Genomic DNA, 17,163 nt, shown 5'->3' with positions numbered 1-17,163 from the left:
TATATTGTTGGAATGGATTTTCCGGGCTGTGAATTTTTATTGTAATAAGATAATCTGTTCGTAAGCCGGAAAAATGAAAACACAAATGTTTCGGAGAGGCGATGCTTCCACTTAAAAGTTTGAAATATTGGGCTGAAACCTTGTTTGCCCCGAGAGCTTTGCAGCAACGTAAGTATGAAGCATTCAAAATTCTGCTGGAATACGACTCGCAAGCTCTCGATCTGGTTGCTGACCTTGAAGAACTGTTCTACGGCAGAAATCTTTCTGACCGGATGCAGGCTAATTGTCTGCAAGCCCAGATCTCTCAGGCCGTTTATGGAATGGTCGGGGAATTACAGGAGATGCATCCCCATAAATTTCGTGATCTGCCGGAAGAATTTCAGCGCATTGATCTAAAAGCGCGCAACGCAGTTGCCCTGCCTTTTCCTGATTCCGGGCCACCGTACACTGTCCCTCTTGCTGCTGCGGGTGAATGCCCTGATTTGTCTGGAGGAAAAGGAGCTAATTTAGGCCGGGTGCACGGATTGGGACATGTGGAGGCTCTTCCCGGTTTTGTGGTAACAGCGAATGCTTTTCAGGCTTATCTGGAGCATAATGATTTACGTGAAGCTGTGAGCAAGAGGCTGTGTCAGATGGAGGTAGGTAATGTGCGCTTGCTTTCATCTTTAACCCTTGAGCTTCAAGAGCTGTTCCTTGCGGGAGAAGTTCCTCCCAAAGTTACTACAGAGATAAAACAAGGTCTTGCTACCTATCTTGACGGTACCGGCAGACTCGCAGTGCGTTCCAGTGCTTTGGCCGAGGATAGTGAAATTTCATTTGCCGGACAGTATGCAAGCGAACTTGATGTGCATCCGGATGATGTTCTCGAAGCTTATAAACGGGTTTTGGCTGGCAAGTATTGTCCTCGAGCTGTTTCTTATCGTATTTCCAATGGCTTGACTGATAATGATACTGCCATGGCAGTTCTCATCGTGCCTATGATAGATGCCCGCAGTTCCGGGGTAGTTTATTCCTTGGACCCGGATTGCCTCAGCCGCGATAGTGTCGGGGTTTACGGAGTTTCGGGATTGGGTGCTTCCCTTGTTGATGGCAGCGTTGTTCCTGTTAAAGGTTCGCTGTATCGGGACAAGGAGCCTCGGCTGGTCAGTGACTGTGATTTTAATCGCGCTGCATTGCCTGATGAACGGATGCTTATTCAATTGGCTAAATGCGCTTTGAAGCTGGAAGAGCAGTTCGGTTGTCCGCAGGATATGGAGTGGGCTTTGGATCAGGAAGGTCAGTTTCATATTCTTCAGACACGCCCTTTGCAGCAGGAAGCGGCGGGGCAGGTCAGGGAATTTGCTCCCATTGCAGCAATGCCGCTCATTGAAGGTTTAGAGCGTGCCGCAGGCGGAGCGGGGTGCGGTGAAGTGTATTTTGCCCGCAGCGGTGAAGAGATAGCGCGAATCCCTGAAGGCGCTATCGTAGTCACCCCGGCCTTGAAACCTTCCTTGCTTACTTTTGCTGCAAAGATGAACGGTGTGCTCTCTGCTGCCGGGAGCAGGGCCAGCCATTTCGGGTCTGTGGCAAGGGAGATGGGTATTCCTGTGCTGGTGGGTGATGTGCTGGATCGTTTTAAGCCGGGACAGGTGGTTACTGTGGATGGAACATCCGGAGCTGTTTATGAAGGTTGCATAGAGAGTGTGTTGACCCGTAGCTGCAATGATTCGCGGGTTCCGCAACGTATTTTGGATTTATATAAGGATATGGCTCCGCCGTTGGTGCATCTTAATTTAGTCGACCCGAACGCAGAAAACTTCTGTCCTTCCGGCTGTGAATCCATGCATGATTTAATTCGGTATTGCCATGAAATGGCAGTGCAGGAAATGTTTTCTCTGGTGGATAAGCGTGGTTTGGGTATGGGAAGTTCAAAACGTCTGCTGACCTCCCTGCCTCTGGTGGTATACCTGATTGATCTGGAGCGGGGCCTAGATTCTGGCGTTGAAAACAAAAAGGAAGTTTTTCCTGATGAAATCAATAGTTTTCCCATGCAGGTATTCTGGAAGGGGCTTTCTGATGAGCGGGTGGACTGGCCCGAGGAAATGACCCATGTGGACTGGGAAGAATTCGATCGCATGTCCGCAGGAATTTTCAGCAAGGATTCCAAGCTGCTCGCCAGTTACGGGCTGCTGGCGGAAGATTATATGCATTTGCTGGTTCGTTTCGGCTACCATTTTTCTGAAATTGATTCTTTGTGCGGACCTGTTGCCGGTCATAATTATATAAAATTTCGTTTTAAGGGCGGCGGAGCCGGATTAGATAACCGGATTCTGCGGCTGGAGTTCATCAGCAAGGCTCTTGAATATTATGGATTTGAAACTGAAATGCGCGGGGATATGCTGCTGGCATTCAGTTCCCGTCTGGATTTAAAGGATACTGCGAAACAGCTTGCTGTTCTGGGATATCTCATGGCTGTGACCAGACTGATGGATATGAGGCTGGAAAATTCCGGTCAGGTGGATGCGGAGTTGGTTAAGTTTGTGTTCGCAGCGGAGGGAATTGATGTCTGAAGAGAATAGCAGTCAGGCCTATAATCCCTGTTGGGTGACCGATCAGCTTGCAGTCGGCTGTGCTCCTATGAGTCATGCCCAGTTGGATTCCCTCAAAGCACAGGGAGTTGATGGGATCATCAATCTTTGTGGTGAATTTTGCGACCTGCATGAGATTGAACAGGGGGCGGGATTTGATGTCTATTACCTGCCTCTTGAAGACGAAGAGGCCCCGGAGCTGGTGGAGTTGGAAAAGGCCCTTGAGTGGTTGGACGAGTCTATCTATCTGGGCAAGAAGGTTCTTATCCATTGCCGTCATGGTATCGGCAGGACCGGGACCGTGCTTAATGCCTACCTGTTGCGGCGCGGGCTGGGGCATAAACTGGCAGGACGTAAAATGAAGGCATTACGTTCCAAGCCTGCCAATTTTTCCCAGTGGTGGACCATCCGCAAGTATGGACGCAAAAGTGGAAAACTTACCGCGCGTACGCCCTGTGTTGAATTTAAGCGTAAAGTTGATCTGTCTCCTTTCTTTAATGACTACTTGGAATTGGCCGGTAAAGTTGAGCAACGGGCAGCAAGGCTTCAAAGCCTTCAGCAATGCGGCTTGGATCATGACCGTTGCTGCCGGACTCCGCTGAGGATGACTCTGGCTGAGGCCCTTCATTTGAGTCACTGTGTGAATTTGGAACTGACCCATGAGGATCGTTTGGCTGTTATTGAAAAAGCTGTCGCCACGGCTCGGGCTGAGCGGCTGGCTATGCGCGAAATATCCAGCGATAACGAAGCCGGATTTTGTCTTTCCGGTGTGGATTCCATCTGTCCATTACTGGAGGAAGGCAAGTGCCGTCTCTTTGATTATCGCCCCCTTCAATGCCGTGCCTTCGGGTTGGATACTTCTGAAAACGGGCGGTTGTGGCGCGAGGAGCTTATGCCCGGTCTGGATAGAATTTCCAAAGAAATCTGGCTAGCCTGTACCGGAACCATGCACGATGGAAAGCTGCCGCTTTTTGCCTTGCCGGATGTTGTTTCCGGCAAGTTCATAGAGCTGCTGTTTAAGTTGATGATGGCGCAGGGGCTGGATGAGGATGAATTGAAATAGTAATTTTCACACAACAAAGCCCCTCTCCACCTGATCAGGCAAAGAGGGGCTTTGAGGTTAAATATTAATTTACATAAACCGCTTATCAATAACCCTTCTGATCTTACCCGTGGTTTCCACCCTCTGTATGCCGCCGGAGGGTACAACCAGAATCTTGAAGGCCCTGATGCTGTTTTTCTTACGGTTGGCGCCCACTGCTGGGATCTTGCTTGTAAGGCATTCATAGACATTGGAGCTCAGCTGGTAGTCATCCACAGCATCTCCGTCAGCAGCTTCGATACGAATAATGATGTCTGTTTCCTTTCCATTCAAATCCAGCCGGACTTGGAAGATCGGAGTCAGTTCCCTGAAATTACCCAGACAGGAATCAATCTGATCCAGCGACATGGAATCGTATTGAAATTCGATTATTTCATCAGAGCGTTGCAGCAACCTGAAGCGCGGACTGGTCCTGCCGCAGGGACATTTTCCGTCCATCCATTCGATATCGTCGCCAACCTTCATGCGTATAGCAGGTTGAAGGGTTCTGATCAGAGAGGTGGCGATGATACCTCCGTCATCATCCTGTTCCACTATGCAGTGCGGTTGCAGGATGTGATGTTCTGTTCCGGTACAATGTTCACATTGAAAGCCGATAGGCCCTACTTCGGCAGCTCCGTATCCGGCAGAATGGAAAGAAGCATTAGGCCAAACCGAGGCAAGGTAGCTTTCCTGTTCGGTTGTCAGGGGGGTGGAGGCGAAGGCGACTTTCTCGATGTCGAGGTTCAGACCTCGGCGTGTGGCTGCTTGGGCAATCTGAACCAGTGTGGGGGATATTCCGAAAAGGGTATTCGGACCCATCATTTCCAGATAATCAAGGGTTCGTTCTACCGGTTGATTGTCGGTGATGGGCAGTATGTTGCAACCGATCATTTCAAGGGCGCGGTAACTGATCAGGAATCCGTTCCAGAAGGCTCCGGCCCTGATGCAGTTGGCTACCAGATCGTCAGGAGTTATTCCGCATGCCTTAAGACCATAGGCCGCGCCATTGCAGACTTCCTGAAATTCATCTAGGCCGTAGCGGGCAAAACTCATCCTGCCGGAAGTGCCCCCGGTGGAAAACTTATAGAATCCCCCGGTGGTGCGGGTGTATAGTGACTTCTTGCAGGTTTCCCCTTCTGTGCAAAGGGTCTGCTTGTCTATAATCGGAATCTGTTTGAGCTCATCCAGACTTTTCAGGGGCAGCTCGATATCTTGGTAAAGTCTTTTATAAAAAGGGGCCTTAACGGCAGTGCCCAGAATCTGGTTCAGCTTTTCCAGTTGATATTTTTCAGCAGTCTTTTGGTCTGAGAAATGGAGATCGGTCATACTGGCCTCCCTTGCGTATTCGATAATCAGAGCATGGTTTTCAGAATAAGCTTAGCAGATTTAGGGAGGAGATGTATATATTTACAGGAATCTTTTTATGTTTTGTTAAATCCGGTTCAAGCTGCGGGTCAGAAATTTATCCAGCTGATTGGTAAAATTCTGCTTATCCTTAGGGCTGAAAGCGGCTGGGCCGCCTGAAACAGTTCCCGCGCTGCGCAGTTCTTCCATAAGATTGCGCATGCTCAGTATGCCCTTGATGTTGTCTTCGGTGTAAAGCTCTCCGCGTGGGTTTAAACCAGTTGCTCCTTTCTCAACAATTTTGTCCGCCAGCGGGATGTCTGCGGTAATAACCAGATCTCCGGCATTGCACAGCTTAACGATTTCATTATCAGCCACATCGAATCCTGCACCGACCTTGATTGTATCAATGAAAGGGGATGTGGGTATATTCATATACTGGTTGGCCACAAGGGTAAGTTTTACTTCCCGGCGCATGGCGGTTTTGAAAAGTATTTCTTTTACTGCCTTAGGACAGGCATCAGCGTCGACCCAGATTTGCATAATTATTTATCCCTGATGACCAGAAGTTTGATTTGCTTTTTCGGCCTTACTATGGGGCGAGGGGATAAAAATCAATGTTTAAGTTAATGCTCCAGCTCTTTTAAAATATAATCAGTCAATTCGCCGAACTCAGGCATGGCTCTGCTGCGGGGGCGCTCCATGTCCACTTCAAGCATTTTACGTATCCGTCCCGGACGGCTGGACATTATCACTATACGATCTGCCAAGTATACAGCTTCATCAACAGAGTGGGTGACCAGCACAATTGTTTTTCGGGTCATTTCCCAGACTTTAAGAAGTTCTTTCTGCAGCAGGATACGGGTATGGGCATCCAGCGCTCCGAATGGTTCATCCATGAGCAGGACATCCGGTTCATTGGCAAGGGCACGGGCAATGGCAACCCTTTGACGCATGCCGCCTGAGAGCTCATGGGGGTAGGCATCTTTGAAATCTATCATGTTGACCATACGGATGTACCGCTGGGCATCTTCGTACCGCTTATCCTTATCAACTCCGGCAAATTCCGGTCCCGCAGCAACATTATCGAGCACACTCAGCCACGGGAATAGCGAGTATTCCTGAAAGACAAGACCGATTTCCGCACAAGGCTTGCTGACCGAAGTTCCATTGTAATGGACAGTGCCGGAAGAACTTTTTTCCAGCCCCGCAGCTATGCGCAAAATGGTTGATTTACCACAGCCGGAAGGCCCGACTATGCAGGTAAAGGAATTGCGGGGAATTTGCAGGCTGACACCGTCTACAGCCAGAACTGTATTTCCTGTTCCGGTGGTGTATTCTTTGCTCAGTCTGTTAATCTCTATGACTTGTTCTCTTTTTTGATTCATTTAGCCCGCCTGCCTGCGCCATGAAAAGTGTTTGTGCTCAATGTGGCGGAATACCGCATCCATTGCAGCTCCTACCGCGCCGATGGAAATCATTCCGGCAATGACGATATCTGTGGAGGCCAGCGTGAAGGCATGGGTGATCATATAGCCGATGCCGGAAAGTGATCCGGGAAGCATCTCAGCGGAAACAAGGCACATCCATGCAATACCCAGCCCGATGCGCATTCCGGTAATGATGGAAGGCATTGCCGCCGGGATCAGGACTTTGCGGAAAATCTGTCGTTCATTTGCACCGAGAACCCGCGCGGAATCAATCAGCGTTTTATTAACGTTACGCACTCCGTGAATGGTCGAGGTCAGGATGGGGTAGAATGCTCCGATGAAGATAATGAACAGCATGGAGAATTTGATGTTGTCCAGATAGATATACAGCTGACCTGTTTCCACACCGCTTAGTGTCGCAAGGCTGGAAATTCCGAACCATGCCATGACCAGCGGAACCCACGCCAAGGGCGGGATGGGCCGGAACAGGTTCAGGAAGCCGTTGAAAAATTTAAACACCACCCCGTAATATCCCATGACCACCCCAAGCGGGATGGCTACAGCAGCCGCCAAAGTATATCCCATGATTACCCGCACAAGGCTGACCAGCACATTGCCAGCTAAAGACCCCATGCTGATCAGGTCTTCCGTGGGATTGAATACGATATGACCGACCTGCTCTATGCCGGGCAGAATGACCTGATTGCCGATCTCGCTGGCAAGGCCGATCCAGACCACAGCCAGCAAAGCCGGAGCCATAACAGGAATTGTAAGTGACAAAGCACGTGTTTTCATATGGAAAGACCGTCTTAGCGCGCTACATGCGAAGCATACTAAAAGGTTTTGAAAAGGATGGGGTCTGGGGAAGGGAAAACTTTTGCAAAAGTTTTCCTTTCCCCAGCCGCCGGAGGCATCTTATTTCTTCAAGCTTTTTTCTACAAAAGAGAAATCGAACAAAATGGGCTTGGCGGCAGTGATATCCGCGTCTTTCATTTTGCCTTTGAACTTATTCATGTTGTTAAGCATGGCGATAAACTTCGCCTCACCTTTGATCCAGTTTTCGGTAGGATCAGTGGTGTAGATGATAGTGGATTTCTCAACCGCTTCAGCAGGAACTCCGATCCATTTTGCGGAGATAGCAGCAGTTTCTTTTTTATTGTTGTTGCTCCACTTGGAAGCAGCGGTCATGAGATCGGTCATGGCTTGCACAACTTCAGGCTGATTGGCGATGATCTGTTCGCTGGCACCCATCACGCAGCAGGGGAAATCAGTCCATGCACCTGCCGGAGGCAGATCGCGGGAATCAAGACCGATGTGACCAACGTGCTTGTGCTCGGCAACAACGGGATGCGGAGCAGGTCCGACCCAGCAGTCAACCTGCTTGCTGAGCAGTGCCGGAATAAGGTTGGAGGTGGACTTGAGGTCAACCATGAGGATGTCGGCTTCTGCATCGTTGGGGTTGCCGGTAACTTTGAATCCGGCATTGTACAGAGCTCCTTCAAAGGCGATGCGCGGTGCACTGGTGGGGGAGTGGTAACCGATTTTGAAAGGTGTTTTGGATGCTTTGATTGCGGCGGCTACGTCATCGTATCCGTTGACTTTGCTGCCTTCCGGGAAAACCATGCTCATACCGTCCACGTGCAGGGGACAGACGATTTTCATTTTGGTCCCTTTGTCGATGCCGCTCATGAAAGCGGTGCTGGAAGCAAGGCCGAGGTCCAGACGGTTCATGGCGAACAGGGTGGATGTTTCGGAACCGCTTTTGGATACAATCAGGTTGATTACAGCCAAAGGCTTACCTTCAGCGTTCATGAGTCTGAATTTCTGCTTGGGAACCATTTCTTCCAGATATGCGCCGGACTTCTGAAATTCCTTACCCTTGATTGCCGCCACCATGATCGGGGTGTGATGGGTGGTGAAAATGTAACCCATGTACAGGCTGGGAAGTTTGCTCTTCGCAGCATGCGCAGCTCCTGCGCTGAAGCTGCATGCCAGCAGAAATGCCGCGAGGATTACAAATCCTTTGTTGAAAAATGCTTTAAAGTTCATCCTTGTCTCCTTGAATTGTTTATTCAGCAAGCTCTACAAACGCCTCAATACGGGTCCGTAGTTGCTCAATGTCTGATTCGGAATAGTCGGTCTCAATGTGCAGGAATGGCAGACCTATTTCGTCCTCCACGAAATTACGCAGAACAGTGGATTCTGCATTGTAGGTATGACATCCCAGCCACGTGAGATCGATAATTGCGTCTATTTCAAAGGTTTTGACCATCTCTTTGATGGAATCCAGTCTGCCGGGGTTGGGGCTCATGCAGGAGCAGGGAACCTGTAGGTAACGACGGGCGATTGCTTCGTAGGGATTTCCTGTCTCATCCACCTGAAGAGTCAGTCCCTTAAGCCCGGAACAGTTCTCCATGCAGACCACGTGTGCACCCAGTTCTTCGGTGATGGTAATCGCTTTTTCAGATCCTTTACCTACCGGGCATCCGGTCAGCATTATGCGCACGCCTTTCTTTTCCGGCAGGTTCGGGCGGTTCAGATATTCATCAACCTCAGTACGCAGGGTCTGTAATTTTTGCAGATAATTTTCAGGATGCACTGCGAAGCTTTTGCTTTCCTGCACTGCGAGCATGTCGCGGGCGGTAAGCGGGGAGCGTCTGTCCGCGCAAAGAACCAACAGTTCGTAGAGTTCCTTGCGGATTTTGTTTTGCAGAACGATTTCAGCGTGCAGAGCTTCTTCGGTAACTTCTACGCCGGAATATTTAACGAGAAAATCTTCAAGTTCATGGAGGGATGCCAGCCAGTATTGGAAGGGAGCTTCCCCTTTCTGGGTATGCGGAAGTTGCATGAGATGAAGCGGTTTTATGGCTTTCATCAGCTCATACATTTTCTTTTTGCCGTCACAGGTGGTCTCGGCGACAATGATGTCTGAGAAGCCGAAAAATGGGCAGGTATCTGTCGCGGCATAGCCGTAGCTGGATTTGATGAGTGGACATAAACTGGCCGGAAGTTCCCGTTCAGCTTCCTTAATTGGTGCCTGTTTTTTTCCGCAAAGACTAACCGGAGCAACTCCTGCTGCGCGGATAAGTTCATCAGGAGCATAAATACAGTAGACCCCGGCAACTTTTTTCCCTTGGTCTTTCCAGTCTTCAAGCTCTGCCAGACTATATTCAGAAAAAGAAATGAACGGCTTCAAGTTCACGGCTACATCCTTTTTAAAAGTGAATGATTGTTCATTTATATGGGGTACCATAATTTTCGGAGCTAAATGAGCACAGAACTTCAGCTGCGTCCAATTGGTTTTTAAAATGATTTGGTTGGGTTGTGATTGGGTTTTGTGATTCTTCTTTTGGAGCGTCCAAGTAAATTTAGCTTAAATGGGGTCTGTTTTTTGAGATCAAACGATTCAGTCCTTCGTGTGTTGTTTTTAGGATTGACAAGAAAGTATTTCTCTTTGTGTAATATTGATTACGTCTCATAGGAGTAATGCATGGAACTTCGACATCTTCGTTATTTTTTAAAGGTTGCACAGACCGAGAATGTTCGTAAGGCCTCAGAAATATTACACATTAGCCAGCCGACAGTGTCGCGACAGATCCAAGATCTTGAGGAAGAGCTTGGTGTACTTCTTTTTGACCGTTTGCCAAGAGGGTTGCGCTTAAATGAAGCTGGACGTGTTTATCAAGACGAAATTAAGTCTCTATTTTTTCAGCTTGAAGCTGCTAAAGAGATAGCCAAGCGTGTAGCTACAGGAGAAAGTGGACGCCTTCGGATTGGTTATTTGGAAGTGGCTGCATGGAAGGGCATTGTCCCGGAAGTCTTACAAGACTTTAATACATCCAACCCTTCAGTACATATGGAGCTTTTGCCCATCAATACACCGCAACAGCTTAACCTGATTGAAAGCGGTGAACTTGATGGTGGTTTTGTCTATCCATTTGACATCCTCGCCCAAAGTTTTACTGCCTATTCTGTTCGATCTGGTGGGGTTGTTGTCGCTTTGCCAGCAAAATGGGAGATACCTGATGATCCATTTCCTCACTTGAATGATTTTAAAGAACTTCCGTTTGTTGGTTTTCCTCGCTCAGAGTACCCGGCATATTATGATAAAATAATGGGGGCTTGCAGTGCTCAAGGATTTTCTCCCAACTTTGTTCAAGAAGCAAATGGAGAAGGGGCTATACTCAGCTTGGTATCCGCAGGAATAGGTGCGGCTATTGTTAATTCTGCCAATACAGATCGGCCTCCACCTTTGGTACGTTTTGTAAAACCTAAAGATCTGCTAGTTCCACTTGATTTGAAATTCGTACATGGTTTTGAGTTCTGTAATCCTGTCTTGAGTCTTTTTGTTGAAAGCCTTCAAAGGCGAATCATCGAAATGGAGGCTTCTGATAATTTGTAGGTATTAAATCAATACACTTAATCAATTAGACGGAATAGTTTATATACTGCATCCTTTGTCTGCTCTAAGCATTTACGGTAAATCGCCGTTTTGCGGTGTATAATTTTGAGAGGCAATAATGGAAATAGAACAGTATTTAGTTGGGTCTGCACGAATTACACGTATTGAAGAAACTTTGATTACAACCATGACTCTTGATCATCTTATCCCTGAATGGGGTGGGCAAGACGGTATTGAGAAAATAGCGTTGGAACAAAGAAGTTTGGAAGGGAACATATCTGAGAATATTGTACTAAGTGTACATTCATGGCTGGTGGAGTTAGAAGGCCGAGTTCTTCTTATTGATACAGGAATCGGCAACGGGAAGATACGTGAGTTTAATGCTGCTTTTCACAATTTAAATACTTCATTTCTGCATAGGCTCAAGGCTGTTGGCATAATCCCTGAACAAATAGATTTTGTTTTACTTACTCACTTACATGCCGACCATGTTGGGTGGAACACAGTATGTAGAGATGGGCATTGGATTCCAACCTTTCCCAATGCCACATATGTCTTTTCTGAAAAGGAATTGTCCTTTTTTTCTACTCCGGAAGGAGCTTCGCGACGAGTCGTTTTCGAAGATAGTGTGCTTCCTGTGATTGAGTCTGGTCAAGCTGTATTAATTAAAGATGAAGGCGGAAAACCGTTTGAAGCTTTTTCATTTAAAGCAACCCCCGGTCACAGTTCTGGGCATATGGTAATCTCTCTGCATTCAGATGCGCAAGAAGCTATTTTTGTCGGTGATACCATGCACAATCCAATTCAGGTTATTCGTCCTGATTGGAATTCCGTTTTCTGTTATGATTCCAAATTAGCTCGTAAATCTAGACAGCAGGTCTTGCATTATGCAGCTGAAAGTGGGGCCGTGTTGTTTCCATCTCATTTTCACGGTTCATGTGCAGGCAAGGTTATACGGAATAAAGATGGTTTTATATGGCAACCTATTGATCCTTTTCAAGAATAAATGCTTAAATTTCTTTTATTATATCTTACGTCTCCATCTGTTTTTGGTCACATAAATATTTTTCTGGGGTTTATATGCAGGCAGTAATTATTTTGTACTTGTTTATTTTAACATATATGGGTTCTTCAGTATTATGGACCGGAAAAATCTTTATGATTAATAGGTTAGTTCGATATATTTGGTACATATTTATTTGATTAGAACTATAAATTAAAGGCTTTGTCCTACTGTTAAAGTATGAAATATTATATCTAATACATTGATATGTTTAGTAAAGATAAATTTGTTCCAAACCGTACTCAATCCCACCTCTTTTGAAGTTCGCTCCTGCTTTCTTTAATTGTGCCCTATACGGCATAATTAAGTTTTTAGAAATATGGAGAGAATATGAATCTTGAAGCCTCTATTTGTCAGGAAAATACCCCGGTCCGCGATGATTCCATAGGTCCGTATACATATGATGAATTTATTGAAGCTGCCCGTAGATTTCACGGCAGCCCTGCACCGGGACTCATTCTCGGTGGCTATATGATGGAGGAGGCCCGCAAGCATCTTCCTGAAGGTACACTTTTCGATGCCATTTCCGAAACTTCGTGGTGTCTGCCTGATGCAGTGCAGATGCTGACATTGTGCAGTACAGGAAACGGCTGGTTGCGAGTTAAGAATCTCGGGGTCTATGCCCTGTCTCTCTACGATAAGTACACTGGCGAGGGTGTTCGTATCCGGGTAGACCCCGAGAAGCTTAAAGACTGGCCGGAAACTGAATCATGGTTTTTTAAAAGACGTCCAAAGCATGAACAGGATTCAGTAAAGCTTCATGCCGAAATCCGCCAAGCCGGAGCCTCTTTCTGTTCCATCGAGGCTGTGCAGATCAAACCGGAAGCGATGATCAAGCGCAGCAAGGGTGGAATCACTACCTGTCCCATATGCGGCGATGCGTATCCCGGTTCTTTCGGGGCTATCTGTAGAAGCTGTCAGGGAGAAAGTCCGTACGCCAGTCGCGATGCCGGACTCAAGGCTTCCACAGCTAAGCTGCCTGAAGGACTCAAAGTTGTCCCGGTGGATGAAGCTGAAGGCAAGACCGCAGTTCACGACATGACCCGCATTGTTCCCGGAGAAAGCAAGGGGCCGGAATTCCGCAAGGACCATGATTTCACTGCCCACGATATTTGTAGATTACAGATGATCGGCAAGAACCACATTTATGTGGATGAAGGCGATATTCCCGAAGGGGAGTGGGTACACGAGAACGAGGCTGCCCGGACATTCGGTCGCATAATGGCCGGGGACGGAATCTGTCCCGACGGCGAGCCCAAGGAAGGCAAGGTCACCCTGCTCGCCGAACATGACGGGATTCTGGTCAGTGATCTTGAAATGATGAACCGTTTTAACCTCGTTCCAGATGTGATGGTTGCGGCCCGTAAGAGTGGTACTCTGGTCAAAGAAGGCACACGTATTGCCGGAACACGGGCCATCCCTCTCTACCTTTCCCGCGAGAATTTTTCCCGCGCTGTTTCTGCGCTGAATGGCGATCCGCTGTTCAAGGTTCTTCCCTTACAACGTAAGAAGGTCGGCATCCTCATTACCGGGGATGAGGTTTTCAACGGCCTGATCGACGATAAATTTGAGTCTGTCATCACCGCAAAGGTGCAGGCATTGGGCTGCGAAGTTGTCCGCTCTGTCATCAAACCGGACAATCGTGAAGAAATCCGCGACGCGGCCCTTTTTCTCATGAAAGAAGGTTGTGACCTGCTCATCACAACCGCCGGAATGTCTGTTGATCCTGATGACGTGACTCGCCACGGCCTGGTGGATGCCGGAGTATCCGACCTCCTTTATGGTGCTCCGGTACTCCCCGGCACTATGTTGCTGTTAGCTAAGGCTGGCAAAGCAAGGGTTATCGGTGTTCCGGCCTGTGCACTTTTTTTCAAGACAACCAGCTTGGACCTTGTACTTCCCAAGGTGATTGCAGGGCAGGATATCACCCGCAGTGATCTCGCTGCACTAGCTGACGGCGGATACTGTATGGAATGCAAGGTTTGCACTTTCCCCAAATGTCCTTTTGGAAAATAGGAGGCGAGTATGAACAAGAACATCGACCCGCCCGAATTGGGTTCAACCGCGGCTTTGGTCCAGATGGATACCCACAATCCAACAATCCGGCTGCATCTCTGGCTGGAGGGAGGCGAGGGGGTGTTCTTCGGTTACGGCAGACTGCTTCTGCTGGATAAGATTGAAACCTGCGGATCGCTTAAAAAAGCATCCGAAGAGCTGGGCATGTCCTACCGCGCTGCTTGGGGTAAGATCAAACAGACCGAGCATGTTCTGGGATTCCAGCTCATGGAACGGGCAGGCAGCAGGCGCAGCGGTTACCGTCTGACCGAGGCCGGACGTCTTGTGCGCGACAAGTACCTAGAGTGGTTTAACAAGGTTGAGCAGGATGCCCGCGCAAGGGCAGAGGAAATTTTTCCTTGGAAGTCCAAGAGCTTTGGGGAAAGTTAAGAGTCAAGAACTGAACAAAGGCCGTACATGAATCAACATGTACGGCCCTTTCTTATGGGTTAGGTATCAGCTATTAAAATTAAGCCTTCCAGCCCGGTCCTTTTACAACAATCTCGTTCAGAACTCGCCCCATCTTCGGGCTTTCCATCATTCCGGTCACCACTTCTATGTAGCATCCGTTGTCAGCAGCAGCGGCTTTTTGCAATGCCTCGTCCAATTCGCGGTTGGTGGTCACCTTTGCGCTGAACCAGCCGTCCATACCGAGAGCCTCAGGCAGTTTGCTGTAATTCCACTGGGCCAGATCATTATAATATATGTAGGGATCTTCGCAGAGCAGCCGCTCAATTAGATAGCCGTCATTATTCACGCAGATGATTATGGGCTTGAGCTTGAAGCGTGCAAACTGGCAGATTTCCTGTACGGTCATCTGGTGTGCACCTTCCCCGGTGATCAGCAAAGTTCGGCGATCAGGAGCGGCAAGTGCTGCTCCGAAAGCTGCCGGAGTACCCCAGCCGATGGAGCCCCAGAGAGTTTGGTTGAAGAAGACCGCATCCTTAGGCAGGCGGGCATTGACCAGACCCATTGAAGGCGTTCCGGTCTCACCCATGATGATGTCATTCGCCGCGAAAAAGCGTTCGATGCGCGGGTAAAGCGAGTCCGCAGTGATCTCATCATCCGCTGCCCCCACAGGTTCACCGAGTCCCTGCGGAGTCATGGGGATTGGCAGGGATAGGTTCCCGATACGAGCTGACAGTTCGTGCAACACGTCTTCCAGCAGCACATTATGGTAAACCGCATGCCCGATGCAGACACGGTCAGGATGGATTTTGATTTCATGATTCGGCCTGATATTTACGGTAAACGCCCCGGTGTTGATGTCTGAGCGGATAGTACCGAAGCTGACCACCAGATCAGCTGATTCAACGGTTTGTTGTACCTTTTCATCAAGAATGCGCCCGTTATAGACCCCGATAAAATTGGGATGCGTTTCGGAGAGCGTTCCCTTGGCCATGAACATGGAAGTAAAGGGGATGCTGGATTTATCGATGAATTCCAGCATGGGTTCGTGCAGCTCATAGCGACCGATAAGAGCACCAACCATAGCGATGGCACTTTCAGCTTTCTCCAGCCTTTCGATTATCAAAGGAATGACCGTATCAAGGGTGTCCTGATCGCTGACAGGCAAGGGCAGGGTATGCGGCTTGGTGCAGCCCAGTTCCTTGAGCGCTTCATCTGCAGGCACCGCAATATAGACGGGCTGTTTTTTGGTCAGCGCGGCGTTAATGCAGCGTTCCACTTCTGCCACGGTATTTTCGGCAGTAAGGATGGTACTGGCGCAGACCACAGGCTGGGTCATTTTATAAAAGAGGTCGAATTCACCGTTACCAAGTGAATGGTGGATAAGGTTGCCGTTGCGCTGCACCGAGCATTTGGGAATGCCCACAATATGGAAGACAGGCAAGTTCTCGGCATAGCATCCGGCAATACCATTAATGGCGCTCAGTTCGCCAACGCCATAGGTCGTGCAGACAGCGGATTTACCTTTGATACGGGCGTAGCCGTCTGCGGCGTAGGCGGCGTTGAGTTCGTTGCAGCAGCCGATCCAGTTGAAGTCCGAATCTGTGCAGAAGGCATCATTAACCGGGAAGGAATAATCGCCCGGAACCCCGAAAATATCCGTTATTCCGATTTCTTTCAGCCGTTCAAGCAAATGCTGGATAACTGTCTGGCCCATAGGTAATCCCCCTATTGGTTATGGTGGCAGGGTAGTATGGTTTTAGGTGCTATTCTGCCATTGTGGGGGATTTGTGTCTATGGGGGAGTGAATCGGTGAGGATAAAATTGAAGTTTAATTTATTTAGTCAAATCCTTTGGGAGAGTCTAATTTCTTCACATCTTAAATTCCATTCATAGTCATTGAGATGGCATTTGTATAATTTGCATCCATCCAGATCCTTGCTTACATCTTCTATGATGTTTTCTTGCACAACTGAATTGTTGGCGCCAATGTATATCTCTTTAATCCAATTTTTTTTGATCTTGAGATCAAACATTTTAGAGCCATTAATTGTTGGGGTATCAAAGTATTTTTTTAGCTCGATAATTGATTCGTTTGTATCTCCGGGATATGTGCCGTAGTCTCCAAAGTATTTAACAATTCTGACTTCTTCTTCGTATGCCCAGTCTAGTGATTTATACAGAAAGCATCTTGATATGTGCTCTGCATTGTCTAAAGAGTAGTTTCTATAAATTGTTTGGTATGGATTTTTGGTGTTATTTATTAATGTATTAGTTGGTCTAGTGGTGGTATATATTACATTGCCAAATTGAACAGGTATGGTACATGTCTTGTGATTTGAAAAAACTTCATGGTTAACATTGATTCCTAAAACATATCCTGTGTGATCCTGTGCATAATGAGCCCACATAAGCTTGTTTAATGGAGAGCGAGTTAGGCATAGTACATTGTATTGAGTTCTGTATATGCCTTCATAGAAATGTTTATGGCTTTTGGCTACATACGACGACCCTAAAACGGAGGAGGTTGGTCTGGCTTCAAAAGGATCATTGAAGTATTTGGGAGGGGTGAATCTTAAGTATGGTTTTTTTAAAAAATTTAAAAAACATGCGCGCTTTTCTTCTTCGTTCTTTCCCTCACAGCTGAAATATTTGTATAAAATCATATCGAGCTCTGTTCGCAAAAAGTTGGTTTGTTATTTTAAAAATATTAATATAAAAGAAATAAATCAGCAATATTATCTTAATTAATCCTCGAATCTAAAAGCGGTCCTGAGTTAGTCAACTCAGGACCGCTTCATCTAAAATCC

Annotated in this window: 14 protein-coding genes; 6 read left to right on the top strand and 8 right to left on the bottom strand. The window is 47.7% G+C overall.

Annotated features, from left to right (window positions below; all coding sequences use genetic code 11):
* Positions 1–101 precede the first annotated feature (101 nt).
* Both DESAL_RS13520 and DESAL_RS13515 read left to right on the top strand, forming a co-directional pair.
* Positions 102–2,549 (top strand): PEP/pyruvate-binding domain-containing protein, encoded by a 2,448-nt coding sequence (locus tag DESAL_RS13520; RefSeq protein WP_015852546.1) that lies wholly within the window; start codon positions 102–104, stop codon positions 2,547–2,549.
* Complete coding sequence (locus DESAL_RS13515; protein WP_015852545.1) at positions 2,542–3,630, top strand: protein-tyrosine phosphatase family protein; 1,089 nt, start codon at positions 2,542–2,544, stop codon at positions 3,628–3,630. The genes DESAL_RS13520 and DESAL_RS13515 overlap by 8 nt, the downstream gene beginning before the upstream one ends.
* Before the next feature lie 69 nt (positions 3,631–3,699).
* Here DESAL_RS13515 and DESAL_RS13510 read toward each other — a convergent pair whose 3' ends face one another.
* The 6 genes from DESAL_RS13510 to DESAL_RS13485 all read right to left on the bottom strand — a co-directional run bounded on the left by DESAL_RS13510 (position 3,700) and on the right by DESAL_RS13485 (position 9,627).
* Entirely contained in the window at positions 3,700–4,977 is a 1,278-nt protein-coding gene (locus tag DESAL_RS13510) for a phenylacetate--CoA ligase family protein (RefSeq protein WP_015852544.1), read from the bottom strand.
* Positions 4,978–5,082: 105 nt separating this feature from the next.
* Entirely contained in the window at positions 5,083–5,538 is a 456-nt protein-coding gene (locus tag DESAL_RS13505) for a YaiI/YqxD family protein (protein WP_015852543.1), read from the bottom strand.
* Between the two features lie 83 nt (positions 5,539–5,621).
* Positions 5,622–6,383 carry an ABC transporter ATP-binding protein gene (locus DESAL_RS13500; protein WP_015852542.1) on the bottom strand — a complete coding sequence of 254 codons (762 nt, stop codon included), beginning with the start codon at positions 6,381–6,383 and terminating at the stop codon, positions 5,622–5,624.
* Positions 6,384–7,220, bottom strand: coding sequence for an ABC transporter permease (locus DESAL_RS13495; RefSeq protein ID WP_015852541.1), 837 nt, complete (start codon positions 7,218–7,220; stop codon positions 6,384–6,386).
* Positions 7,221–7,340: 120 nt separating this feature from the next.
* Positions 7,341–8,474 carry a CmpA/NrtA family ABC transporter substrate-binding protein gene (locus DESAL_RS13490; RefSeq protein WP_015852540.1) on the bottom strand — a complete coding sequence of 378 codons (1,134 nt, stop codon included), beginning with the start codon at positions 8,472–8,474 and terminating at the stop codon, positions 7,341–7,343.
* Positions 8,475–8,493: 19 nt separating this feature from the next.
* Entirely contained in the window at positions 8,494–9,627 is a 1,134-nt protein-coding gene (locus DESAL_RS13485) for a double-cubane-cluster-containing anaerobic reductase (RefSeq protein ID WP_041722266.1), read from the bottom strand.
* A gap of 288 nt (positions 9,628–9,915) precedes the next feature.
* Here DESAL_RS13485 and DESAL_RS13480 point away from each other — a divergent pair, with 288 nt between their 5' ends.
* The 4 genes from DESAL_RS13480 to DESAL_RS13465 all read left to right on the top strand — a co-directional run bounded on the left by DESAL_RS13480 (position 9,916) and on the right by DESAL_RS13465 (position 14,335).
* Positions 9,916–10,827 (top strand): LysR family transcriptional regulator, encoded by a 912-nt coding sequence (locus tag DESAL_RS13480; protein ID WP_015852538.1) that lies wholly within the window; start codon positions 9,916–9,918, stop codon positions 10,825–10,827.
* A gap of 118 nt (positions 10,828–10,945) precedes the next feature.
* Complete coding sequence (locus DESAL_RS13475; RefSeq protein ID WP_015852537.1) at positions 10,946–11,833, top strand: MBL fold metallo-hydrolase; 888 nt, start codon at positions 10,946–10,948, stop codon at positions 11,831–11,833.
* Between the two features lie 387 nt (positions 11,834–12,220).
* Positions 12,221–13,906 carry an FmdE family protein gene (locus tag DESAL_RS13470; protein ID WP_015852536.1) on the top strand — a complete coding sequence of 562 codons (1,686 nt, stop codon included), beginning with the start codon at positions 12,221–12,223 and terminating at the stop codon, positions 13,904–13,906.
* Between the two features lie 9 nt (positions 13,907–13,915).
* On the top strand, positions 13,916–14,335 hold the full coding sequence (locus tag DESAL_RS13465; RefSeq protein ID WP_015852535.1) for a winged helix-turn-helix domain-containing protein: 420 nt from the start codon (positions 13,916–13,918) through the stop codon (positions 14,333–14,335).
* Between the two features lie 79 nt (positions 14,336–14,414).
* On the opposite strand, the gene DESAL_RS13460 is transcribed toward DESAL_RS13465, so the two are convergent.
* Entirely contained in the window at positions 14,415–16,070 is a 1,656-nt protein-coding gene (locus tag DESAL_RS13460; protein WP_015852534.1) for an alpha-keto acid decarboxylase family protein, read from the bottom strand.
* A 127-nt stretch (positions 16,071–16,197) separates the two neighbouring features.
* Positions 16,198–17,019 carry a DUF2971 domain-containing protein gene (locus DESAL_RS19805; RefSeq protein WP_015852533.1) on the bottom strand — a complete coding sequence of 274 codons (822 nt, stop codon included), beginning with the start codon at positions 17,017–17,019 and terminating at the stop codon, positions 16,198–16,200.
* Positions 17,020–17,163: the final 144 nt, after the last annotated feature.

Source organism: Maridesulfovibrio salexigens DSM 2638 (assembly GCF_000023445.1).
Classification (GTDB): domain Bacteria; phylum Desulfobacterota; class Desulfovibrionia; order Desulfovibrionales; family Desulfovibrionaceae; genus Maridesulfovibrio; species Maridesulfovibrio salexigens.
Note: the sequence above shows the minus strand (reverse complement) of the source record. Positions and strands in the feature narration are given on the sequence as shown.

What these genes read in the sequence shown, in the direction of transcription:
- DESAL_RS13520 (WP_015852546.1), top strand. Translation starts at nt 102, where the DNA reads ATGCTTCCACTTAAAAGTTTGAAATATTGGGCTGAAACCTTGTTTGCC.
- DESAL_RS13515 (WP_015852545.1), top strand. Translation starts at nt 2,542, where the DNA reads ATGTCTGAAGAGAATAGCAGTCAGGCCTATAATCCCTGTTGGGTGACC.
- DESAL_RS13510 (WP_015852544.1), bottom strand. Translation starts at nt 4,977, where the DNA reads ATGACCGATCTCCATTTCTCAGACCAAAAGACTGCTGAAAAATATCAA.
- DESAL_RS13505 (WP_015852543.1), bottom strand. Translation starts at nt 5,538, where the DNA reads ATGCAAATCTGGGTCGACGCTGATGCCTGTCCTAAGGCAGTAAAAGAA.
- DESAL_RS13500 (WP_015852542.1), bottom strand. Translation starts at nt 6,383, where the DNA reads ATGAATCAAAAAAGAGAACAAGTCATAGAGATTAACAGACTGAGCAAA.
- DESAL_RS13495 (WP_015852541.1), bottom strand. Translation starts at nt 7,220, where the DNA reads ATGAAAACACGTGCTTTGTCACTTACAATTCCTGTTATGGCTCCGGCT.
- DESAL_RS13490 (WP_015852540.1), bottom strand. Translation starts at nt 8,474, where the DNA reads ATGAACTTTAAAGCATTTTTCAACAAAGGATTTGTAATCCTCGCGGCA.
- DESAL_RS13480 (WP_015852538.1), top strand. Translation starts at nt 9,916, where the DNA reads ATGGAACTTCGACATCTTCGTTATTTTTTAAAGGTTGCACAGACCGAG.
- DESAL_RS13475 (WP_015852537.1), top strand. Translation starts at nt 10,946, where the DNA reads ATGGAAATAGAACAGTATTTAGTTGGGTCTGCACGAATTACACGTATT.
- DESAL_RS13470 (WP_015852536.1), top strand. Translation starts at nt 12,221, where the DNA reads ATGAATCTTGAAGCCTCTATTTGTCAGGAAAATACCCCGGTCCGCGAT.
- DESAL_RS13465 (WP_015852535.1), top strand. Translation starts at nt 13,916, where the DNA reads ATGAACAAGAACATCGACCCGCCCGAATTGGGTTCAACCGCGGCTTTG.
- DESAL_RS13460 (WP_015852534.1), bottom strand. Translation starts at nt 16,070, where the DNA reads ATGGGCCAGACAGTTATCCAGCATTTGCTTGAACGGCTGAAAGAAATC.
- DESAL_RS19805 (WP_015852533.1), bottom strand. Translation starts at nt 17,019, where the DNA reads ATGATTTTATACAAATATTTCAGCTGTGAGGGAAAGAACGAAGAAGAA.